This is a genomic window from Pseudomonas sp. GOM6 (genome assembly GCF_029537485.1).
GTDB lineage: Bacteria > Pseudomonadota > Gammaproteobacteria > Pseudomonadales > Pseudomonadaceae > Aquipseudomonas.
The window spans coordinates 129,959-148,142 of sequence record NZ_JARPUS010000009.1 but is presented as its reverse complement, the minus strand read 5'-3'; the positions used below and the strand labels follow the sequence as shown (position 1 = coordinate 148,142).

General features: G+C 63.8%; 17 protein-coding genes. 7 read left to right on the top strand and 10 right to left on the bottom strand.

Features of this window, described 5'->3' with window-relative positions; all coding sequences use genetic code 11:
* Positions 1–9: 9 nt before the first annotated feature.
* From P7A97_RS12730 to P7A97_RS12705, 6 genes are all read left to right on the top strand, one after another.
* Positions 10–873, top strand: coding sequence for an SDR family oxidoreductase (locus P7A97_RS12730; RefSeq protein ID WP_277690321.1), 864 nt, complete (start codon positions 10–12; stop codon positions 871–873).
* Positions 874–877: 4 nt separating this feature from the next.
* Complete coding sequence (atuC, locus tag P7A97_RS12725) at positions 878–2,494, top strand: geranyl-CoA carboxylase subunit beta (RefSeq protein WP_277690320.1); 1,617 nt, start codon at positions 878–880, stop codon at positions 2,492–2,494.
* 19 nt (positions 2,495–2,513) lie between these two features.
* Complete coding sequence (atuD, locus tag P7A97_RS12720; RefSeq protein ID WP_277690319.1) at positions 2,514–3,671, top strand: citronellyl-CoA dehydrogenase; 1,158 nt, start codon at positions 2,514–2,516, stop codon at positions 3,669–3,671.
* A 53-nt stretch (positions 3,672–3,724) separates the two neighbouring features.
* Positions 3,725–4,522: an enoyl-CoA hydratase-related protein gene (locus P7A97_RS12715; protein ID WP_277690318.1), complete on the top strand. Its 798-nt coding sequence runs from the start codon at positions 3,725–3,727 to the stop codon at positions 4,520–4,522.
* A 111-nt stretch (positions 4,523–4,633) separates the two neighbouring features.
* Positions 4,634–6,622 (top strand): geranyl-CoA carboxylase subunit apha, encoded by a 1,989-nt coding sequence (atuF, locus tag P7A97_RS12710; RefSeq protein ID WP_277690317.1) that lies wholly within the window; start codon positions 4,634–4,636, stop codon positions 6,620–6,622.
* A 163-nt stretch (positions 6,623–6,785) separates the two neighbouring features.
* The gene (locus P7A97_RS12705) at positions 6,786–7,604 is read left to right on the top strand and encodes an NAD(P)-dependent oxidoreductase (RefSeq protein ID WP_277690316.1); all 819 of its coding nucleotides are present in this window, start codon (positions 6,786–6,788) and stop codon (positions 7,602–7,604) included.
* Positions 7,605–7,652: 48 nt separating this feature from the next.
* Here P7A97_RS12705 and P7A97_RS12700 read toward each other — a convergent pair whose 3' ends face one another.
* The 8 genes from P7A97_RS12700 to P7A97_RS12665 all read right to left on the bottom strand — a co-directional run bounded on the left by P7A97_RS12700 (position 7,653) and on the right by P7A97_RS12665 (position 15,126).
* The gene (locus tag P7A97_RS12700) at positions 7,653–7,928 is read right to left on the bottom strand and encodes a hypothetical protein (RefSeq protein WP_277690315.1); all 276 of its coding nucleotides are present in this window, start codon (positions 7,926–7,928) and stop codon (positions 7,653–7,655) included.
* A 321-nt stretch (positions 7,929–8,249) separates the two neighbouring features.
* The gene (locus tag P7A97_RS12695) at positions 8,250–9,029 is read right to left on the bottom strand and encodes a hypothetical protein (RefSeq protein WP_277690314.1); all 780 of its coding nucleotides are present in this window, start codon (positions 9,027–9,029) and stop codon (positions 8,250–8,252) included.
* Positions 9,026–9,610 carry an RNA polymerase sigma factor gene (locus P7A97_RS12690; protein WP_277690313.1) on the bottom strand — a complete coding sequence of 195 codons (585 nt, stop codon included), beginning with the start codon at positions 9,608–9,610 and terminating at the stop codon, positions 9,026–9,028. Before P7A97_RS12690 ends, P7A97_RS12695 begins: the two co-directional genes overlap by 4 nt.
* Positions 9,611–9,723: 113 nt before the next feature.
* Positions 9,724–11,439, bottom strand: a complete 1,716-nt coding sequence (locus P7A97_RS12685; RefSeq protein ID WP_277690312.1) for a VWA domain-containing protein — start codon at positions 11,437–11,439, stop codon at positions 9,724–9,726.
* Positions 11,440–11,502: 63 nt separating this feature from the next.
* Positions 11,503–12,933 (bottom strand): PLP-dependent aminotransferase family protein, encoded by a 1,431-nt coding sequence (locus P7A97_RS12680; RefSeq protein WP_277690311.1) that lies wholly within the window; start codon positions 12,931–12,933, stop codon positions 11,503–11,505.
* A 197-nt stretch (positions 12,934–13,130) separates the two neighbouring features.
* Positions 13,131–13,940, bottom strand: a complete 810-nt coding sequence (locus P7A97_RS12675; protein ID WP_277690310.1) for an OmpA family protein — start codon at positions 13,938–13,940, stop codon at positions 13,131–13,133.
* A complete protein-coding gene (locus P7A97_RS12670; RefSeq protein ID WP_277690357.1) occupies positions 13,937–14,263 on the bottom strand; it encodes a DUF4398 domain-containing protein in 327 nt (108 codons plus the stop codon). Before P7A97_RS12670 ends, P7A97_RS12675 begins: the two co-directional genes overlap by 4 nt.
* A 23-nt stretch (positions 14,264–14,286) precedes the next feature.
* Positions 14,287–15,126 carry a transporter substrate-binding domain-containing protein gene (locus tag P7A97_RS12665; protein WP_277690309.1) on the bottom strand — a complete coding sequence of 280 codons (840 nt, stop codon included), beginning with the start codon at positions 15,124–15,126 and terminating at the stop codon, positions 14,287–14,289.
* Between the two features lie 107 nt (positions 15,127–15,233).
* Between P7A97_RS12665 and P7A97_RS12660 the strand changes: the two genes are divergently transcribed.
* Positions 15,234–16,160, top strand: coding sequence for an alpha/beta hydrolase (locus P7A97_RS12660; RefSeq protein WP_277690308.1), 927 nt, complete (start codon positions 15,234–15,236; stop codon positions 16,158–16,160).
* Positions 16,161–16,225: 65 nt separating this feature from the next.
* Here P7A97_RS12660 and P7A97_RS12655 read toward each other — a convergent pair whose 3' ends face one another.
* Positions 16,226–17,155: an FAD-binding protein gene (locus P7A97_RS12655; protein ID WP_277690307.1), complete on the bottom strand. Its 930-nt coding sequence runs from the start codon at positions 17,153–17,155 to the stop codon at positions 16,226–16,228.
* Positions 17,156–17,905 carry an electron transfer flavoprotein subunit beta/FixA family protein gene (locus P7A97_RS12650; RefSeq protein WP_068826754.1) on the bottom strand — a complete coding sequence of 250 codons (750 nt, stop codon included), beginning with the start codon at positions 17,903–17,905 and terminating at the stop codon, positions 17,156–17,158. It abuts the gene before it with no gap.
* Positions 17,906–18,184 lie beyond the last annotated feature (279 nt).

Below are 18,184 nucleotides of genomic sequence, written 5' to 3'. Positions count from 1 at the left end.
ATAACAACAATGGCATACGACTCAGTCTTCAAACCCGGTCTGTTCGCCGGTCAGACCATCCTGGTCACCGGTGGCGGCAGTGGCATCGGCCGTTGCGTGGCCCATGAGCTGGCGCACCTGGGCGCCCATGTAGTGCTGGTCGGACGCAAGCTGGAGAAGCTGGAGAAAACCGCCGGCGAAATCCATGAAGACGGTGGCCAGGCCAGCTTGCAGGTGTGCGACATCCGCGACGAGGACGCGGTCAAGGCCATGGTCAAGGCGGTGATCGCCGAGCACGGGCCGATCCATCACCTGGTCAACAACGCTGGCGGCCAGTTCCCCGCGCCACTGATCGGCATCAATCAGAAAGGCTTTGAGACCGTCGTAAGAACCAACCTGGTCGGCGGCTTTCTGGTGGCCAAGGAAGTCTACCTGCAGAGCCTGAGCAAGCACGGCGGCAGCATCGTCAACATGCTCGCCGACATGTGGGGTGGCATGCCCGGCATGGGTCACTCCGGGGCAGCGCGCGCCGGCATGGAGAACTTCACCAAGACCGCCGCCTACGAGTGGGGCCACGCCGGCGTGCGGGTCAACGCCGTGGCACCGGGCTGGATTGCCTCCAGCGGCATGGACACCTACCCCGAGTCGATGAAAACCATGATCCGCAACCTCAAGGACCACGTGCCGCTGCAGCGCATCGGCAGCGAGTCGGAGGTGGCCGCCGCCATCGTCTTCCTGTTGTCCCCCGGTGCCAACTTCATTAGCGGCAACACCATCCGCATCGACGGCGCCGCCAGCCAGGGCACCCGCGCCTGGACCCTGGGCAAGGCGAAAACCAGCGAGTCCTACAACGGCTTCCACCGGGCCTACCTGCCCGACGTGTTCAAGGAGTAAGGCGATGCCGGTCATTCAATCCGAACTCGATGTTCACGGTGAAGCCTTCGCGCAGAACCGCGAGGCCATGCTGGCCGCGATCGCCAGCTTCCGCGAGGTGGAGCAGAAGGTCCTCGACAAGGCCGCCGAGGCCAAGGCCAAGTTCGACAAGCGCGGCCAGCTGCTGCCGCGCGAGCGCCTCAACCTGTTGCTCGATGCGGGCGCACCTTTCCTCGAACTCTGCTCGCTGGCCGGCTACAAGCTGCATGACGACAAGGACGGCACCCAGGCCGGCGGCGGCATCATCGCCGGCATCGGCTACGTAGCCGGTGTGCGCTGCCTGGTAATCGCCAACAACAGTGCGATCAAGGGCGGCACCATCTCGCCCACCGGCCTGCGCAAGTCCCTGCGCCTGCAGCAGGTGGCCAGCGAGAACAAGCTGCCCATCGTCACCCTGGCCGAGAGCGGCGGTGCCAACCTGACCTATGCGGCGGACATCTTCGTCGAGGGTGCCCGCGCCTTCGCCAACCAGGCGCGCCTGTCCGCCGCCGGTATTCCGCAGATCACCGTGGTGCATGGCTCCAGCACCGCCGGTGGCGCCTACCAGCCGGGGCTGTCCGACTACGTGGTGGTGGTACGCGGCAAAGCCAAGATGTTCCTGGCCGGCCCGCCCCTGCTCAAGGCCGCCACCGGCGAGATCGCCACCGACGAGGAACTGGGCGGCGCCGAGATGCACGCCCAGGTCGCCGGGACCGCCGAGTACCTGGCCGAAAACGACGCCGATGGCGTGCGCCTGGCCCGCGAGATCGTCGCCATGTTGCCGTGGAACCAGCAGTTGCCGGCACGCCCGGCAAAGAACTATCGCGAGCCGCTGTACCCAACCCACGAGCTGCTCGGCGTGGTTCCGGCGGACGCCAAGAAGCCCTACGACGTGCGCGAGATCATTGCCCGCATCGCCGACGGCTCGGAGTTCCTCGACTTCAAGAACGAGTTCGACAGCCAGACCGTCTGCGGCCACCTGCAGATCGAGGGCCAGCCCTGCGGCCTGATCGGCAACAACGGGCCGATCACCCCGCGCGGTGCGGCCAAGGCCGCCCAGTTCATCCAGCTGTGCGAGCAGAGCAACACGCCGATCCTGTTCTTCCACAACACCACCGGCTTTATGGTCGGCACCGAGTCCGAGCAGTTGGGCGTGATCAAGCACGGCTCGAAGATGATCCAGGCGGTGGCCAACGCCACGGTGCCCAAGCTGACCATCGTCGTCGGCGGCTCCTACGGGGCCGGCAACTACGCCATGTGCGGTCGCGGCCTCGATCCGCGCTTTATCTTCGCCTGGCCCAACAGCCGCACCGCGGTGATGGGCGGCGCCCAGGCCGGCAAGGTGCTGCGCATCGTCACCGAGGACAAGCACCGCAAGGAAGGCAAGGAGGCCGACCCGAAGATGCTCGACATGCTGGAAATGGCCACCGCACAGAAACTCGACAGCCAGTCCACCGCGCTCTACGGCACCGCCAGCCTGTGGGACGACGGCCTGATCGACCCACGTGACACCCGCGCCCTGCTCGGCTTGCTGCTCGACATCTGCGCCGAGGCGCAGATGAGGCCGCTCAAGCCCAATACCTTCGGCGTTGCCCGCCTGTAACTCTAGGGAGATAACAACAATGATCTTTACCCAAGAACACGAAGAACTCCGTCGCACCGTCCGCAACTTCGTCGAGCACGAGATCAACCCGCACGTGGACGAGTGGGAAAAGGCCGGCCGCGTCCCTATCCACGAGATCTTCAAGAAAGCCGGCGACCTCGGCCTGCTGGGCATCTCCAAGCCGGAGAAATTCGGCGGCATGGGCCTGGACTACAGCTACTCGATCGTCGCCGCCGAAGAGTTCGGCACCATCCGCTGCGGCGGCATCCCCATGTCCATCGGTGTGCAGACCGACATGTGCACCCCGGCACTGGCCCGCTTTGGCTCCGACGAACTGCGCGAGGAGTTCCTGAAGCCGGCGATTGCTGGCGACATGGTCGGCTGCATCGGCGTTTCCGAGGTCGGCGCTGGCTCCGACGTGGCCGGCCTGAAGACCACCGCGCGCAAGGACGGTGACGACTATGTGATCAACGGCAGCAAGATGTGGATCACCAACTCGCCGAGTGCCGATTTCATCTGCCTGCTGGCCAACACCAGCGACGACAAGCCGCACGTCAACAAGTCGCTGATCATGGTGCCGATGAACACACCGGGTATCACCCTCAGTCCGCACCTGGACAAGCTCGGCATGCGCAGCTCGGAAACCGCCCAGGTGTTCTTCGACAACGTGCGCGTGCCGCAGCGCAACCGCATCGGCGCCGAAGGCGCAGGCTTCATGATGCAGATGCTGCAGTTCCAGGAAGAACGCCTGTTCGGCGCGGCCAACATGATCAAGGGCCTGGAGTACTGCGTCGACAGCACCATCGACTACTGCAAGCAGCGCCACACCTTCGGCGCGCCTTTGATCGACAACCAGGTCATCCACTTTCGCATGGCCGAACTGCAGAGCGAGATCGAGGCCCTGCGCGCCCTCGTCTACCACGCCACCGAGCTGTACGTGAAAGGTCGCGACGTAACCAAACTCGCCTCCATGGCCAAGCTCAAGGCCGGTCGTTTGGGCCGTGAAGTCACCGACAGCTGCCTGCAGTACTGGGGCGGTATGGGTTTCATGTGGGACAACCCGGTGTCGCGCGCCTACCGCGACGTGCGCCTGGTGTCGATTGGCGGCGGCGCCGACGAAATCATGCTCGGCATCATCTGCAAGCTGATGGGCATTCTGCCGGGTAAGAAAAAATGATGAGTCTGAACTGTGGGAGCGGCTTCAGCCGCGATAACTGATCGAGGTGCCATATGAGTGATCTACCCCACTGTCAGACCCTGCTGCTGGAACAGGTCGAGGGCGTGCTCCATGTCACCCTCAACCGTCCGGACAGCCGCAACGCCATGAGCCTGGCCATGGTCGAGGAACTGCGCGCCGTGCTGCGCGCGGTACGAGGCAACCACGACGTGCGCGCCCTGGTGCTGCGCGGTGCCGACGGCCACTTCTGCGCCGGCGGCGACATCAAGGACATGGCCGGTGCCCGCGCCAAAGGAGGCGACGCCTACCGCGAGCTGAACCGTGCCTTCGGCAGCCTGCTGGAAGAAGCCCAATGCGCCCCGCAGGTGCTGGTCGCCGTGCTGGAAGGCGCGGTACTCGGCGGTGGCTTCGGCCTGGCCTGCGTCTCCGACATCGCCATCGCCCACCAGGGCGCCAAGTTCGGCCTGCCGGAAACCAGCCTAGGGATCATTCCTGCGCAGATCGCCCCCTTCGTGGTCAAGCGTATCGGCCTAACCCAGGCCCGTCGCCTGGCCCTGACCGCCGCCCGCTTCGATGGTGCCGAGGCCCTGCGCCTCGGCCTGGTGCACTTCAGCGAAGTCGACGACCAGGCCGTGGTCGACCGCCTCGCCGAGTGCCTGCAGCAGATCCGCCAGTGTGCCCCCGGCGCCAATGCTGCGACCAAGGCACTGCTGCTGGCCACCGAGACGGAACACCTCGGCAACCTGCTCGACTACGCCGCCGGCCAGTTCGCCACGGCGGTACTGGGCAGCGAGGGTGTCGAAGGCACGATGGCATTCGTGCAGAAGCGCAAACCGAAGTGGGCTGAGTAGTGACTCCCCTCTCCCGCCTGCGGGAGAGGGAACAAATTGAAGTAGCCCGGATGCAATCCGGGCAAACACCACCCCGGATTGCATCCGGGCTACGCAAGCAGGAGCACGACGATGCCCGCCTTCAACAAGATTCTGATCGCCAACCGCGGCGAAATCGCCTGCCGGGTAATACGCACCGCCCAGGACCTAGGCTACCGCACCGTGGCGGTCTTCTCCGAGGCCGATGCCGGCGCCCGCCACGTGCAACTGGCCGACGAAGCCGTGTGCATCGGCCCGGCACAGGTAAACCAGTCGTACCTGGTGATCGACAGCATCATCGCGGCGGCGCAGAAAACCGGCGCCGACGCCATCCATCCCGGCTACGGCTTCCTCTCCGAAAACGCCGACTTCGCCCGCGCCTGCGATGCGGCCGGCATCGTGTTTATCGGCCCGACCGTAGAAGCCATTCACCTGATGGGCAGCAAGCGCCTGTCGAAGATCGCCATGCTCGAAGCCGGCGTGCCCTGCATTCCCGGCTACGAAGGCGCGGCGCAGGACGACGAGACCCTGGCCCGCGAGGCCGAGCGCATTGGCTATCCACTGATGATCAAGGCCAGCGCCGGCGGCGGTGGCCGTGGCATGCGTCTGGTGCATCAAGCCAGCGAACTGCACGCACAGATCCGTACCGCCCGCTCCGAAGCGCAAAACGCCTTCGGTTCCGGCGAGCTGATCCTCGAGCGCGCGGTAATCCAGCCGCGCCATGTCGAAATACAGGTGTTTGGCGACCAGCACGGCAACATCGTCTACCTGGGTGAACGCGACTGCTCGGTGCAGCGCCGCCACCAGAAAGTGGTCGAGGAAGCGCCCTGCCCGGTGATGACAACCGAACTGCGCCAGGCCATGGGCGAGGCGGCTGTCAAGGCGGCGGCTTCGGTCAGCTACGTCGGTGCCGGCACCGTGGAATTCCTGCTCGATAGCAGCGGCGCCTTCTACTTCCTGGAAATGAACACCCGCCTGCAGGTCGAGCATCCGGTCACCGAGCTGATCACCGGACAGGACCTGGTCGCCTGGCAGATCCGCGTGGCCGAGGGCCAGCCGCTGCCGCTCAGACAGGACGAGATCCGCCTGACCGGCCACGCCATGGAAGTACGCCTGTATGCCGAGGATTCGGCCGCCGGCTTCCTGCCGCAGACCGGCCAGGTACTGCGCTGGGAACCGGCGCTGCGCGACGGTATCCGTATCGACCACGGCTTGCTCGAAGGCCAGCCGGTGACGCCGTTCTACGACCCCATGCTGGCCAAGGTCATCGCCTACGGCGCCACCCGCGACGAGGCCCGGCGCAAGCTGGTACGCGCCGTCGAGGATTGCGTGCTGCTGGGCGTGGGCGGCAACCAGCGTTTCCTCGCCAACCTGCTGGCGCACCCCGAGTTCGCCGCTGGCAACGCCACCACCGCCTTTATCGGCGAGCACTTCGCCAATGATCCGAGCCTGGCCCCGCAAGCGCCGTCTGCCGCCGAGCTGGCTACCGCCGCAGCCCTGCTCTACCAGGTCTCGGCGACCGCCCGTGCGCACCAACCGGGCCTCTCCGGCTGGCGCAACAGCGGCGGCGCGCCCTGGCGCTACGTGCTCAAGCAGGGCGAGCACAAACACGTAGTGGAACTGCAGGTACTGCAGGCCGGCGAGCAGCCGCAGCTACAAGCGCAGGTCGGCGAGCAAACCGTCGAGCTGCGCCTGCTGGCCAGCGATGGTCGCTGGGCCAGCCTGGAGCTAGATGGCATCCGCCAGCGCCGCGCCTATCACTTGGCCAACGAGCAGGTGTGGCTGTATGGCCACAACGGCAACCTGGAGCTGATCGATATCACCCACGCGCCCGCCGACGGACAGAACGCCGCCAGCTCCGGCACGGTCAAGGCACCGATGGACGGCGCCATCGTCGATGTACTGGTCAGCGAGGGACAGAAAGTCGGCAAGGGCCAGCTGTTGCTGGTACTGGAGGCGATGAAGATGGAGCACCCGCTCAAGGCCGGCATGGACGGAGTGATCCGCCGCGTCCAGGTCAGCCAGGGCGACCAGGTGAAGAGCCGCCAACTGCTGGTGGAAGTCGAAGCCGCCGAAGCCTGACGCAGGGTGGATGGCGTCCAGAATCTCGCCACGATCCTTATTCACCTGGCGTTCAGTGTGGGAGCGGCTTTAGCCGCGATGCTTTTAACCTGGCCCTATCGCGGCTAAGGCCGCTCCCACATTGCCCGTCCATGCCCACAAACAAAAACAACGGAGTTAGCGCATGTCCCTGTCCGGCAAGACCCTGTTCATCACCGGCGCCAGCCGTGGCATCGGCCGCGAGATCGCCCTAAAGGCTGCAGGCCAAGGCGCCAATATCGTTATCGCCGCCAAGAGCGCCGAAGCCCACGCCAAACTGCCGGGCACCATCCATTCGGTGGCAGCAGAAGTTGAAGCCGCCGGCGGCAAGGCCCTGGCGCTGCAACTGGACGTGCGCGAAGAAGAGGCAGTGAAGGCCGCCATGGCCCAGGCCGCCGAGCACTTCGGCGGCATCGATGCACTGATCAACAATGCCGGCGCGATCAAACTGGTGGGCGTCGAACACCTGCCGCCCAAGCGCTTCGACCTGATGTTCCAGATCAACACCCGCGCGGTAATGGTCTGCAGCCAGGCGGCGCTGCCTTATCTGAAGGACAGCCGCGGCCATATCCTCAGCCTGTCGCCACCACTCAACCTCGACCCCAAGTGGTTCGCCAGCTACGGCCCGTACACCACCACCAAGTACGGCATGAGCATGCTGACCTTGGGGATGCACGAGGAATTCCGGAAATACGGCATCAGCGTCAACTCACTGTGGCCGAAGACGGTGATTGCCACCGCCGCCATAGAGTTCGAAGCCGGCGGCCCGGCAGTGATGAAGGCCGCGCGCCTGCCAGCGATCATGGCCGACGCCGCCTGCGCCATCCTGTCGAGCAGCGAGCGCACGATCAGCGGCCGCCTGCTGATCGATGAGGAGATCCTCCGCGAGCAGGGCCAGGAAGACTTCGAGCAGTACCGTTATGACCCGGCTGGCAAGCTGATGACCGATTTGTTCGTCGATTGAACCACGTTCGCTCCGCGCCGGCCTATCCACCAGCAAGCGCTGGTTTCGCTAGTTGCGGAACTTGAACTGCAGTTCGGCGCCCTCGACCGTATCCCAGTAGTCCGCGTTCTTGTCGCCACGATCATTGGTGATCAGCCTGCCGTTGAGCTCGAACGGTCCCGGCTCCTTGGGCTTCTCGACGAACATCTCCGGTAGCAGTGACGGTGGCGTGAGTGGTTCCAACGGCGCATCGGGCTGGATCTGCTCGACCAACTCCGGCGGCAAATGCAAATCCAGACGCGCGGGGGGCAACGCCTGTTCCTTGTCGACCTTGACCGCAGGCATGGGCCTGCTGTCTGCGGGCTCAGAAAGGCGGGTGTCCTCGACTACCTTGCTGCCAGGCTCGGGAAGCTTCTCCGGGGTTTGTGCCGGCTTGGGCGTCGGCTCGACAGGCGCAACAGGTGGCGTTTTGGGCGTATCCGCCGGTATGGGCGCAGAAGAGCCCTCTGAATGGGCAGGCGCTGGAGAAGGCTGGTCGTCACAGGCGCTGAGCAGGCTCAAAACCAGCAACAGGGGCAGAACAGGCAAGCGGGACATGGCAAACAAACACGGCAACGAATGCCTATATGCTCGCCCCTGCCCCGCATTCTGGCAAGCCAGCAACCTCTAGTCCCGCTGCAGGCGCCGGAGCTCGGCCGGCACATCCTGCTGCGGGTACTGGCGCGTCAAATGCTGCAGCAACTGCTCGGCCAGTCCCTGCTGCCCCTCCTGGCGTAGGCGCAACACTTCCTGCAGGCGCTCACGCAGCGGAGCGGACTCAGCCAGGGTGCCGGCCAGCCGCTCAGGTGCGCGACGGGCATATTCCTGAGTCCGAGCCCGGGCCTGCTCGGCAGCCTGCACCTTGGCCGCCACTGGCACCTCAGCCTCGTTCGATGACGCATCGGCCAGAGCGTCCATTGCCGGTGCAGCAGGAGCCGCCTGGCGCGGCATCGCCGCTGCGGGTGGCGAGATTGCAAACGCTGCAGACGACTCGGCGGTCGTGGCCTGGCGCGCAACCTCGGCTTTCTTCTGCTCCATGCTGCCGGCCGGCTCAGCCAGCAGCTTCGGTGCCATCTCCCGCAGCACCGGCGCCTGCGCGGCAGCAGGGCTGGGTAGATCGTAGGCGCTGGGCAACTGCTCCTGCGTGCGTAGCGTCAGGCTCAGGCCGATGCCCAGGGTGGCCAGGCCGGCGAAGGCCAGCGACCAGCGGGTATTGCTACCGGCCCCGAACAGCCAGGCATGCAGGCGCTGCGGGAAGCCTGGACGAGAGGGCGTGGCAGCGACGGCCCGATGCGCCGCCGCGAGAATCCGCGCATCCAGCACAGCGGAAGGCTCGCCCTGGCTGTGCTGGCGGAAATGCTGCAGCAGCTGTTGTTCATGCTGCAGATCGTTATGTTCTTGGCTCATGCCGATACCTCCTCGGCCGCAGCCGGGTCGGCCAGCAGCCGACGTAACTTGTTCAGCGCATAGCGCAGGCGGCTCTTCACGGTTTCCGCCGGCGTGCGGGTGAGCTCGGCGATTTCCGCCAGTTCCAGGTCGCCGTGGGCGCGCAGCAGGAACACCTCGCGCTGCTCCTCGGGCAGATCGGCCAGCGCCGTCTGCAGGCGCTCCTGGTCGCGGCTGAGCAGCAACTGCTGCTCGGGGCCGGGGCCCGGGTCGGCGCTGGCGTGCTGCGTCTCGTCGTACTCATCGAGCTTTCCCTGGTGGCGCCCACTCTTGCGCCAGTGGTCGATCAGGCGATTACGCGCGATCTGGTACAGCCAGGTCTTGAACAGCAACGCCTCGCGCTGTTCGCTGGCGCTGCGGATCAGGCTCATCCAGGTGTCCTGGAATACTTCCTCGGCCAGGGCGTGGTCACCGCACAGACCGAGAAGGAAGCGGAACAGGCCGAGGCGGTGGCGCTCGTAGAGCGTGGTGAAGGCCACGGTGTCGCCCTGGCGATAACGCCGCAGCAGCGCGGCGTCATCGTCTTGCAGTGGTAGGTTCAAGCAGGTTTGCTCATTCATATGAATGGAGGTCCAGGCAGAACAGAGCGAAGCGTGCCAGGCTAGGCGCTTCGCCGCAGGCAGTAGACCGACACCGACAAGGCGGAGCAACAACGTCAGGGCAGTTTTGCATGAGCCTCCGGAGTTTGCAGGCTTTGCGCCAGCTCTACCAGCTGCACGAATTCGCCGCGCAGGCCGAACGGGTCCTCGCCCTTGGCACCGCGCGCCAGCCTGGCGCTGTCGGCCAGGGAGAAGTCGCCGGTGTACTTGGCGTCCACGAGTTGCTGGGCGAAGGCGGCTACCGCGGCGGCGAAACGCAGGTCCTCGCTGGCCTGGTTGATCGGCGTCGCCTGGCCCTTGCCGATCGGCCGTTCGACCAGCCGGCTGGCGCCGCCCTCGGGCGCCTTGTAGCGCAGACGCAGCCAGGCGATCTCGCCGGCCTTGCCAGGCTTTTCATTGGTCTGGGCGTAGCGCAGCGGCTCCAGCCAGCCCTTGGCGCCCACCGGCACCACCTCGTACAGGGCGGTGACCGTATGTCCGGCGCCGATCTCGCCGGCATCGACCTTGTCGTTGGAAAAATCCTCGCGTTTCAGCGCGCGGTTCTCGTAGCCCAGCAAGCGGTATTCGCTGACCTCGGCCGGGTTGAACTCGACCTGGATCTTCACGTCCTTGGCCACCGTCGCCAGGGTCGAGCTGAGCTGATCGACCAACACCTTACGCGCCTCGCGCAGATTGTCGATGTAGGCGTAGTTGCCGTCGCCGGCATCGGCCAGTTGCTCCATCAGTTGCTCGTTGTAGTTGCCTACACCGAAGCCCAGGGTGGTCAGCGACACACCGGTTTTGCGCTTGTCGGCGGCGAGCTGCTTGAGCGTTTCGAAGTCGCTGATGCCGACGTTGAAGTCGCCGTCAGTGGCTAGCAGGATGCGGTTGATGCCGTCCTTGAGCATGCCCTTCTGCGCTTCCTGGTAGGCCAGCTGGATACCCGACTCGCCGGCGGTGGATCCGCCCGCGGTGAGCTGGTCGATGGCCGTGCGAATCCTGGCCTTCTCGCTACCGGCAGTGGATTTCAGCACCACGCTGGCATTGCCGGCATAGGTGACCAGGGCTACGCGATCCTGCGGGCGCAACTGGTCGACCAGCAGCTTGAGGGTGCTCTGCACCATCGGCAGGCCCTCGCGGCGATCCATAGAGCCGGACACATCGACCAGGAACACCAGGTTGGCCGGTGGCAGCTCGGCGGCACTCAGATCCGCGGCCTTGATCGCCACGCGCAGCAGGCGGGTTTCGGGGTTCCAGGGCGTGGTCGCCAGCTCGGTGGCGACGCTGAACGGCACGTCGCCCTCGGGCTTGGGATAGGCGTAAGGGAAGTAGTTGACCAGCTCCTCCAGGCGCACCGCTTCCTTGGGCGGCAGGCTGCCATCGTTGAGGAAGCGCCGCACGTTGGCGTAGGCGCCGGTGTCCACGTCGATGCTGAAAGTCGACACCGGCTGCTGGGCCACGGCTTGCACCGGGCTGCTCTCGATCTTCTGGTACTGCTCGCGGTAGACATCCTGGTAGCCGAAACCGGCATTGTCGGCCAGCGACGCCGCCGGCGCGCTCATCGGTATGCCCTGAGGCATGGCCCTGTGCGCCTCTCTGGCATGCACAGAGCGCTTCGCGGCATAGGAAGCGTCGGCAGCGACCTGCTCGTGCAGCGCCTCCTGCTTGACCTCGGGCGCGACCGGCTGGGCAGCCGCACCGGGATCTTCATGGGAGGCACTGCAAGCCGCCAACGTCAGCGCCAGGGTGGCGCCGAAACCGGCAAACAGGGGTTGGGTGGCGATGTGGTTCATGGCGGCGCTCCTCGGGCGAAAAGTCCATTCGCCCAGGTAGACGGAGCCGCCAGCGAATCCGGGTTAAGCGTTTTCCTGACAGAGCTGCCTGGCCAGCATGCCGAGGGTCATGATCGCCCGTTCGGACTCACGGTTCCATGGCACGCCACAGGTCAGGCGCAGGCAGTTGTTGAACTGCTCGGTGTTGCTGAAGATCAGCCCCGGCGCGATGCTGATACCCTGCTGCAGCGCCCGCACATGCAGCTCCTGGGCACTGACCTTGCCCGGCAGGCTGACCCAGAGAATGAAGCCGCCATGCGGGCGCGTCATCTGCGAGCCCTCAGGAAAGTGCTGCTGCACCGCCAGCTGGTAGGCGGTCATGTTCTTGCGGTACTCCTGGCGGATATGCCGCAGATGACGGTCGTAGCCGCCGTTCTCCAGATAGGCGGCCACGCCCATCTGGGTAACGCTGCAGGCCGAGTGGGTGCTGAAAGTCTGCAGCCGCTCCACTTCCTCCTGATAACGGCCGGCGATGATCCAGCCGATACGCACACCCGGCGACAGGGTTTTCGAAAAGCTGGAGCAGTAGATCACCTGATCCTCACGATCATGGGCCTTGAGCGCCTTGCTACGGCCCGGCTCGAACAACAGTTCGCCGTAGATGTCGTCCTCGATCACGCGGATATCGTGGTCGGCGGTCAGGCGCAGCAGTTGTTTCTGGCGCTCCTCGGGAATGCTGCCCCCCAGCGGGTTGCTCAGCCGCGCGGTGAGCACCAGCGCCTTGATCGGCCACTGGTTGGCGGCGAGCTGCAGGGCTTCCAGACTCAGGCCGGTGCTCGGATCGCTGGGGATCTCGATGACCTTGAGGCCGAGCACCTCGGCCAATTGCAGCAGGCCGTAGTAGGTTGGTGACTCTGCAGCAATCAGATCGCCCGGCTTGGTCACCACCCGCAGGGCCATGTGGATGGCATCCACACAGCCATGGGTGATCACCACTTCGGACGGATCGACCACCACGCTGGCGTCGCGCATGCGGATCGCCACCTGGCGGCGCAGCGGCTCGTAGCCGGGGCTGAACATGTAGCTGAACGCACGCGGACTCTGGAAGCGGGTGACCTTGGCCAGTTGCTGGTGCAACGAGCGCACCGGCAGATAGTCCACATGCGGCACCGCCGCCCCCAGTGGGAACACCCCCTCCTGGCGCGACTCAGTCAGGACCTGGCTGATAATGCTGCTGCGGGTAACCAGCGCCGGACGCTCGACCCGTGCGATGTCGGGGGTCGGCGCGGTGAGACCGGCCGTCTGGTGCACATAAAAGCCGGACTGCGGACGCGCGCGAATCAGGCCCATGTCTTCGAGATTGGCGTAGGCCTGTAGCACGGTGGCATGGCTGACGCTGAGCTGCGAGCTCATCTTGCGCACAGACGGCACACGCTCGCCCGGCTGGTAGACACCGCGACGAATATCCTCGGCCAGCTGCTGGGCGATGCGCTGATAAAGCAACAAACTGGTCATTTCGAGGTTTCCTCCGCGACTGAACCGTAACAGTAGCCAAATACAGTCTCAGCTTAGCGGCACAGTCAGATTATTTGCAGGCAGTACAGTTTCGACTGTTCCAGCTTAGCCGCTCAGCTGACCCTGTCGCATTGCACTTTCGGCGAACAAAAAACCCCGGGCAGAAGCACCGGGGTTGTGGTGACGGTCGGAGGTGATCAGCGATCGGCGCTGAGATGACCCTGTTCGTCGGAAATGAGGATCTCCACCCGGCGATTCTGCGCCCGCCCCTTGGCTGAGGCGTTTTCCGCCAGCGGGTGAGCTTCACCGTAGCCCTTGACCTCGATGCGCTTGGCATCGATGCCCAAGTCTCGCAGTACATCGGCCACGGCCTGGGCGCGAGCACGCGACAGTTCGAGGTTCTCCGCTGCGTCGCCGCGGTTGTCGGTGTAACCCTCGATACGCACGGTGCGCCGCGGGTTGACCTGGAGGAACTGCACCAGCTTGAGAATGGTGCGAGTGGCCGAAGCCTTGAGCTCGCTGCGACCGGCATCGAAGAGCACGTCACCCAGGGTCATGACCAGCCCGCGATCGGTTTCGCTGGCAGCCAGGTTGACCATCTGCTCTTCCAGCCACTGGCCCTGCTGCTGGGCGCCGAGCAGCTTGGCTTCGCGCAGCGCCAGCTGCAGTCGCTCGCGTTCCAGATCGAGCCTGGCCAGGCGTTCCTGATTGAGGTTGAGATCGCTGTGTTGGCGGGCAATCTGGCTGTAACGCTGACTCAGGTAGGCATAGTGAATAACGTCGTCGTCGCTGCCCCAGTAGCTCGACAGGCGCTCGGCGCGGGCCAGGGATTCACCGGCGCGAATCACGTCCTTCGGCGCGCTGCGCAGCACATTGGTGTCCTCCTTGACCTGCTGGAAGCTGGCCGCCGCATCGTCGAGCGATTGGCGACTCTGCTGGCTGGTGCACCCGGCAACCAGAGCCGATAGCAGCAACAGGGTGAAGCTGGCGAATCTGCTCGAAGTCATGGCAGCTCTCCCAGCTGGGTCCTCAGACGATTGATCTGCGTAGTGAGCTCGTCGAGCTGACGCTGGCTCTTCTGATTGAGCAGCTTGGCCTCGGCCAGGCGAGCATCCAGCTCGGCCTGCTCGGCGAAGATGCGCGCGCGCTTGTAGTCTTCTTCACCGAAGTTTTTCTGCGCCCGGGTCAGCTTGCGCTCGGCCTGCTGCATTTCTTCGAGCTGGGCATCAGCTCCTACGGCTCGGGCCTGTTCGACGGCTTGTTGGGTCAGACGCATCTGCTCCTGCGGGGCAGGATCATTGGCGCAGCCGGCCAGGGCCAGCAACGCCAGAGCGAAAATGGGATGTAGCTGCTTCACTGCGAATCGTCCTGCGTTGGCGGGGGGGCTACGACCTGCGACTGCTGGACTTTCCAGCGCTCAAGATTGCGCTGCAGAAGGGTTTCCGGCAGGCCCGCGGCGGTCAATTCTGTCATTTTTTTCGCCAGCTGTCCGCGCAGCCAGGCGTCGTTGCAGGCCGAGTTGTGCCCCAGGGTGAGGTATAGCCCTTCGCTGGAAATCGGTGGCTCCAGCGTTTCCAGACTGTCCAGCATGCCCAGGGTATTGGCCAGCGCCACCCCCGGATAACGCTCGTAAAGGACGTAATCGGTGCGCCCGAGAAGCAGTTTCTGAAAGGCCTGGGTCAGGCTGGGGACCTCTTCCAGGTTGAGGTTGGCCTTGGCGTAACTGTCGAATTGCTGGCCGAAGCTGTTGTTAACCAGGGTGCCGCCCGTGCGCTCACGCAGATCTTCCCAGCCGCTGTAGGGAAATACCTTGTCCTTGTTCACCCAGACCACGCTGGGCGTGACGAAAAAGGCCGGGTGCACGTAGTCCATGTACTCCAGTCGCGGCAGGGTCAGAAACGCCCCCGCCAGCAGGTCCACGCGGCCGGTGCGTACCTCATCCTGGGCTCTGGACCAGGGACCGGTATACAGAATCTCGATCTTGACGCCCAGCTCTTCACCGATCAGGGTCAGCAGATCGGCATTGGCACCGATCAAATGCTTCGGGCTTTGCGGATCACGCCACAGATAGGGGGGATATTCGGGATTGCCCGTAGCCACCAAGCGTTCACATTTACCTGCTGCACCGGCGAAGGTGGACAAACAGCAGAAGACCAGTAAGGCCAAGGCCTTCAATGACACGGATGTATGCATTCGAACACCGGTTGCTGATTCATGTGGCGAGCCGCATCCACCGACTCAAGAACGTTCATGCTAGCGTAACAGCCACGCTCAATAATTATTAGCGATAAGGATTCGCCATGAAAAAACTGCTTCTAGGTCTTGTCCTGGTGCTGGCCGTGACGGCGGGCACACTCTATTTTTCGCCTAGCCTGCTGATGGCCAGCATGCGCCTGGTGGAACAGCAGATGGCCGGGCTTTCGTCGAGGCAGATAGAAGTCGATGGGCTGTCTATCCATTATTACCAGGGCGGCCCAAGCACAGGCGAAACCTTGCTGATGATCCACGGTTTCGGCGCCAACCGCGACAACTGGCTGCGCTTCTCTCGCGCATTTACCTCGCACTATCAGGTTATCGCCCTTGATTTGCCCGGCTTCGGTGAAAGCGACAAGCCGGACGCCCGCTACGATGTGGCCACCCAGACCGAGCGCCTGCATGCCTTCATCCAAGCGTTGAAGATCGACAAACCCCACCTCATCGGCAATTCCATGGGTGGCCATATCGCCGCGCTTTACGCCGCCCGCTATCCCCAGCAGCTGCGGAGCGTAGCGCTGCTGGACAACGCCGGAGTGATGTCGCCGCAGAAAAGCGAGATGTTCAGCATGATCGAACGCGGCGAGCCCAACCCGCTGGTGGTGCGCAAGGCCGAGGACTTCGACACGCTGATGAAGTTCGTCTTCGTCAACCCACCGCCCCTACCGGACTCACTCAAGCGACACTTCGCCGAACAGTCCATGGCCAACCAGAATCACTATGACAAGATCTTCTCCCAACTCCGTGACCACTACGTGCCACTGGAGCCCGAGCTGCCAAATATCCAGGTTCCAACTCTGCTGCTATGGGGCGAACAGGACCGCGTGCTCGACGTATCCAGCATCGAAGTCATGAAACCGCTACTGGCCAAACCCAGTGTGGTGATCATGAAAGACTGTGGCCATGCGCCCATGCTCGAGCGACCCGAGGAAACCGCACAGCACTATCAGAACTTTCTCGACGGCAAGCTGTAAAAAGGGACGAGAGAAACAAAAAACCCGCTCGATGAGCGGGTTTTTTGTAGGATCAGAAAACTGGCTTACACCAGGTTTTCCAGCTCCGGTACGGCTTCGAACAGGTCAGCGACCAGGCCGTAGTCAGCCACCTGGAAGATCGGGGCTTCTTCGTCCTTGTTGATCGCGACGATCACCTTGGAGTCCTTCATGCCCGCCAGGTGCTGGATGGCGCCAGAGATGCCGACCGCGATGTACAGCTGCGGAGCAACGATCTTACCGGTCTGACCGACCTGCATGTCGTTCGGTACGAAACCAGCGTCGACAGCGGCCCGGGAAGCACCGACGGCAGCACCCAGCTTGTCGGCCAGGGCGTAGAGGTGCTTGAAGTTGTCGCCATTGCCCATGCCACGGCCGCCGGACACGACGATCTTGGCAGCGGTCAGTTCCGGACGGTCGGACTTGGCCAGCTCTTCGCCGACGAAGGCGGATTTGCCGGCATCGGCCGAACCACTCACCGCTTCAACGGCAGCAGAACCGCCTTCGGCAGCAACGGCGTCGAAACCGGTGGTACGCACAGTGATCACTTTCACGGCAGCCGAGGACTGCACGGTAGCGATGGCGTTACCAGCGTAGATCGGACGCTTGAAGGTATCGGCGCTTTCAACGGCAACGATTTCGGAGATCTGGTCAACGTCCAGCAGCGCGGCGACGCGCGGCAGGATGTTCTTACCGTTGCTGGTAGCAGCAGCCAGGATGTGGCTGTAGCCCTTGCCCAGTTCGGCAACCAGCGGCGCGACGTTTTCCGGCAGCTGATGCTCGTAGGCAGCGTTGTCGGCAACCAGCACCTTGGCCACGCCAGCAACCTTGGCGGCAGCTTCGGCGGCAGCACCGGCGTTTGCGCCGGCAACCAGGACGTGAATGTCACCACCGATCTTGGCAGCGGCAGCCACCGTGTTCAGGGTGGCAGCAGCCAGAGCGGCGTTGGTGTGTTCAGCGATAACCAGGATAGTCATTTAGATTACCTTCGCCTCGTTCTTCAGTTTCTCGACCAGTTCAGCCACGGACTTGACCTTGATGCCGGCGCTGCGAGCAGCAGGCGCTTCGACTTTCAGGGTCTTGACGGTGGAGGCGGTGGAAACGCCCAGAGCGTCAGGGGTGACGGTTTCCAGCGGCTTCTTCTTGGCCTTCATGATGTTCGGCAGCGACGCATAGCGCGGCTCGTTCAGGCGCAGGTCGGTAGTCACGATGGCCGGCAGGTTCAGCGCAACGGTCTGCAGACCGCCGTCGATTTCGCGGGTCACATTAACCTTGTCGCCAGCAACCTCGACCTTGGAAGCGAAGGTACCTTGACCGAAACCGGTCAGAGCGCCCAGCATCTGGCCGGTCTGGTTGTTGTCGCTGTCGATGGCCTGCTTGCCCATGATGACCAGCTGCGGCTGCTCTTTATCAACAACGGCTTTCAGCAGTTTGGCGACGGCCAGGGAGTTCAGCTCGTCAGCCGACTCGACCAGGATGGCACGGTCAGCACCCAGAGCCAGTGCAGTACGCAGCTGTTCCTGAGCGGTGGTCGGGCCGATGGTGACGACGACGATTTCGCTCGCTACACCTTTTTCCTTCAGACGTACGGCCTCTTCCACAGCGATTTCGCAGAAGGGGTTCATCGACATCTTGACGTTGGCGAGGTCGACGCCGGAGTTGTCCGCTTTGACGCGAACCTTGACGTTGTAGTCGACCACTCGTTTGACAGCTACAAGAACCTTCATGGATTCCTCGTTACTCTCCGGTGAATTTGTAATGTCGCCAAGGCGAGCCTGGCCGGTGATGCAGATCGGCCGGAACCGACAATTTGCTCATACGGCGAGCGCAAAACCGACCGTATCTTGACCGTAACGCCCTTTTCGGTCAACACGAATAACCCCCATTTATCGGGCGCCAAGCCTTGCGCTATAGGGCTTTGGCAAAATTCAAACGAACGTTTGTATTGGACGTGCAAAGGCCTGTATATATAATGCCCAGCGCGCAGGCCACAGAAAGCCTAGCCA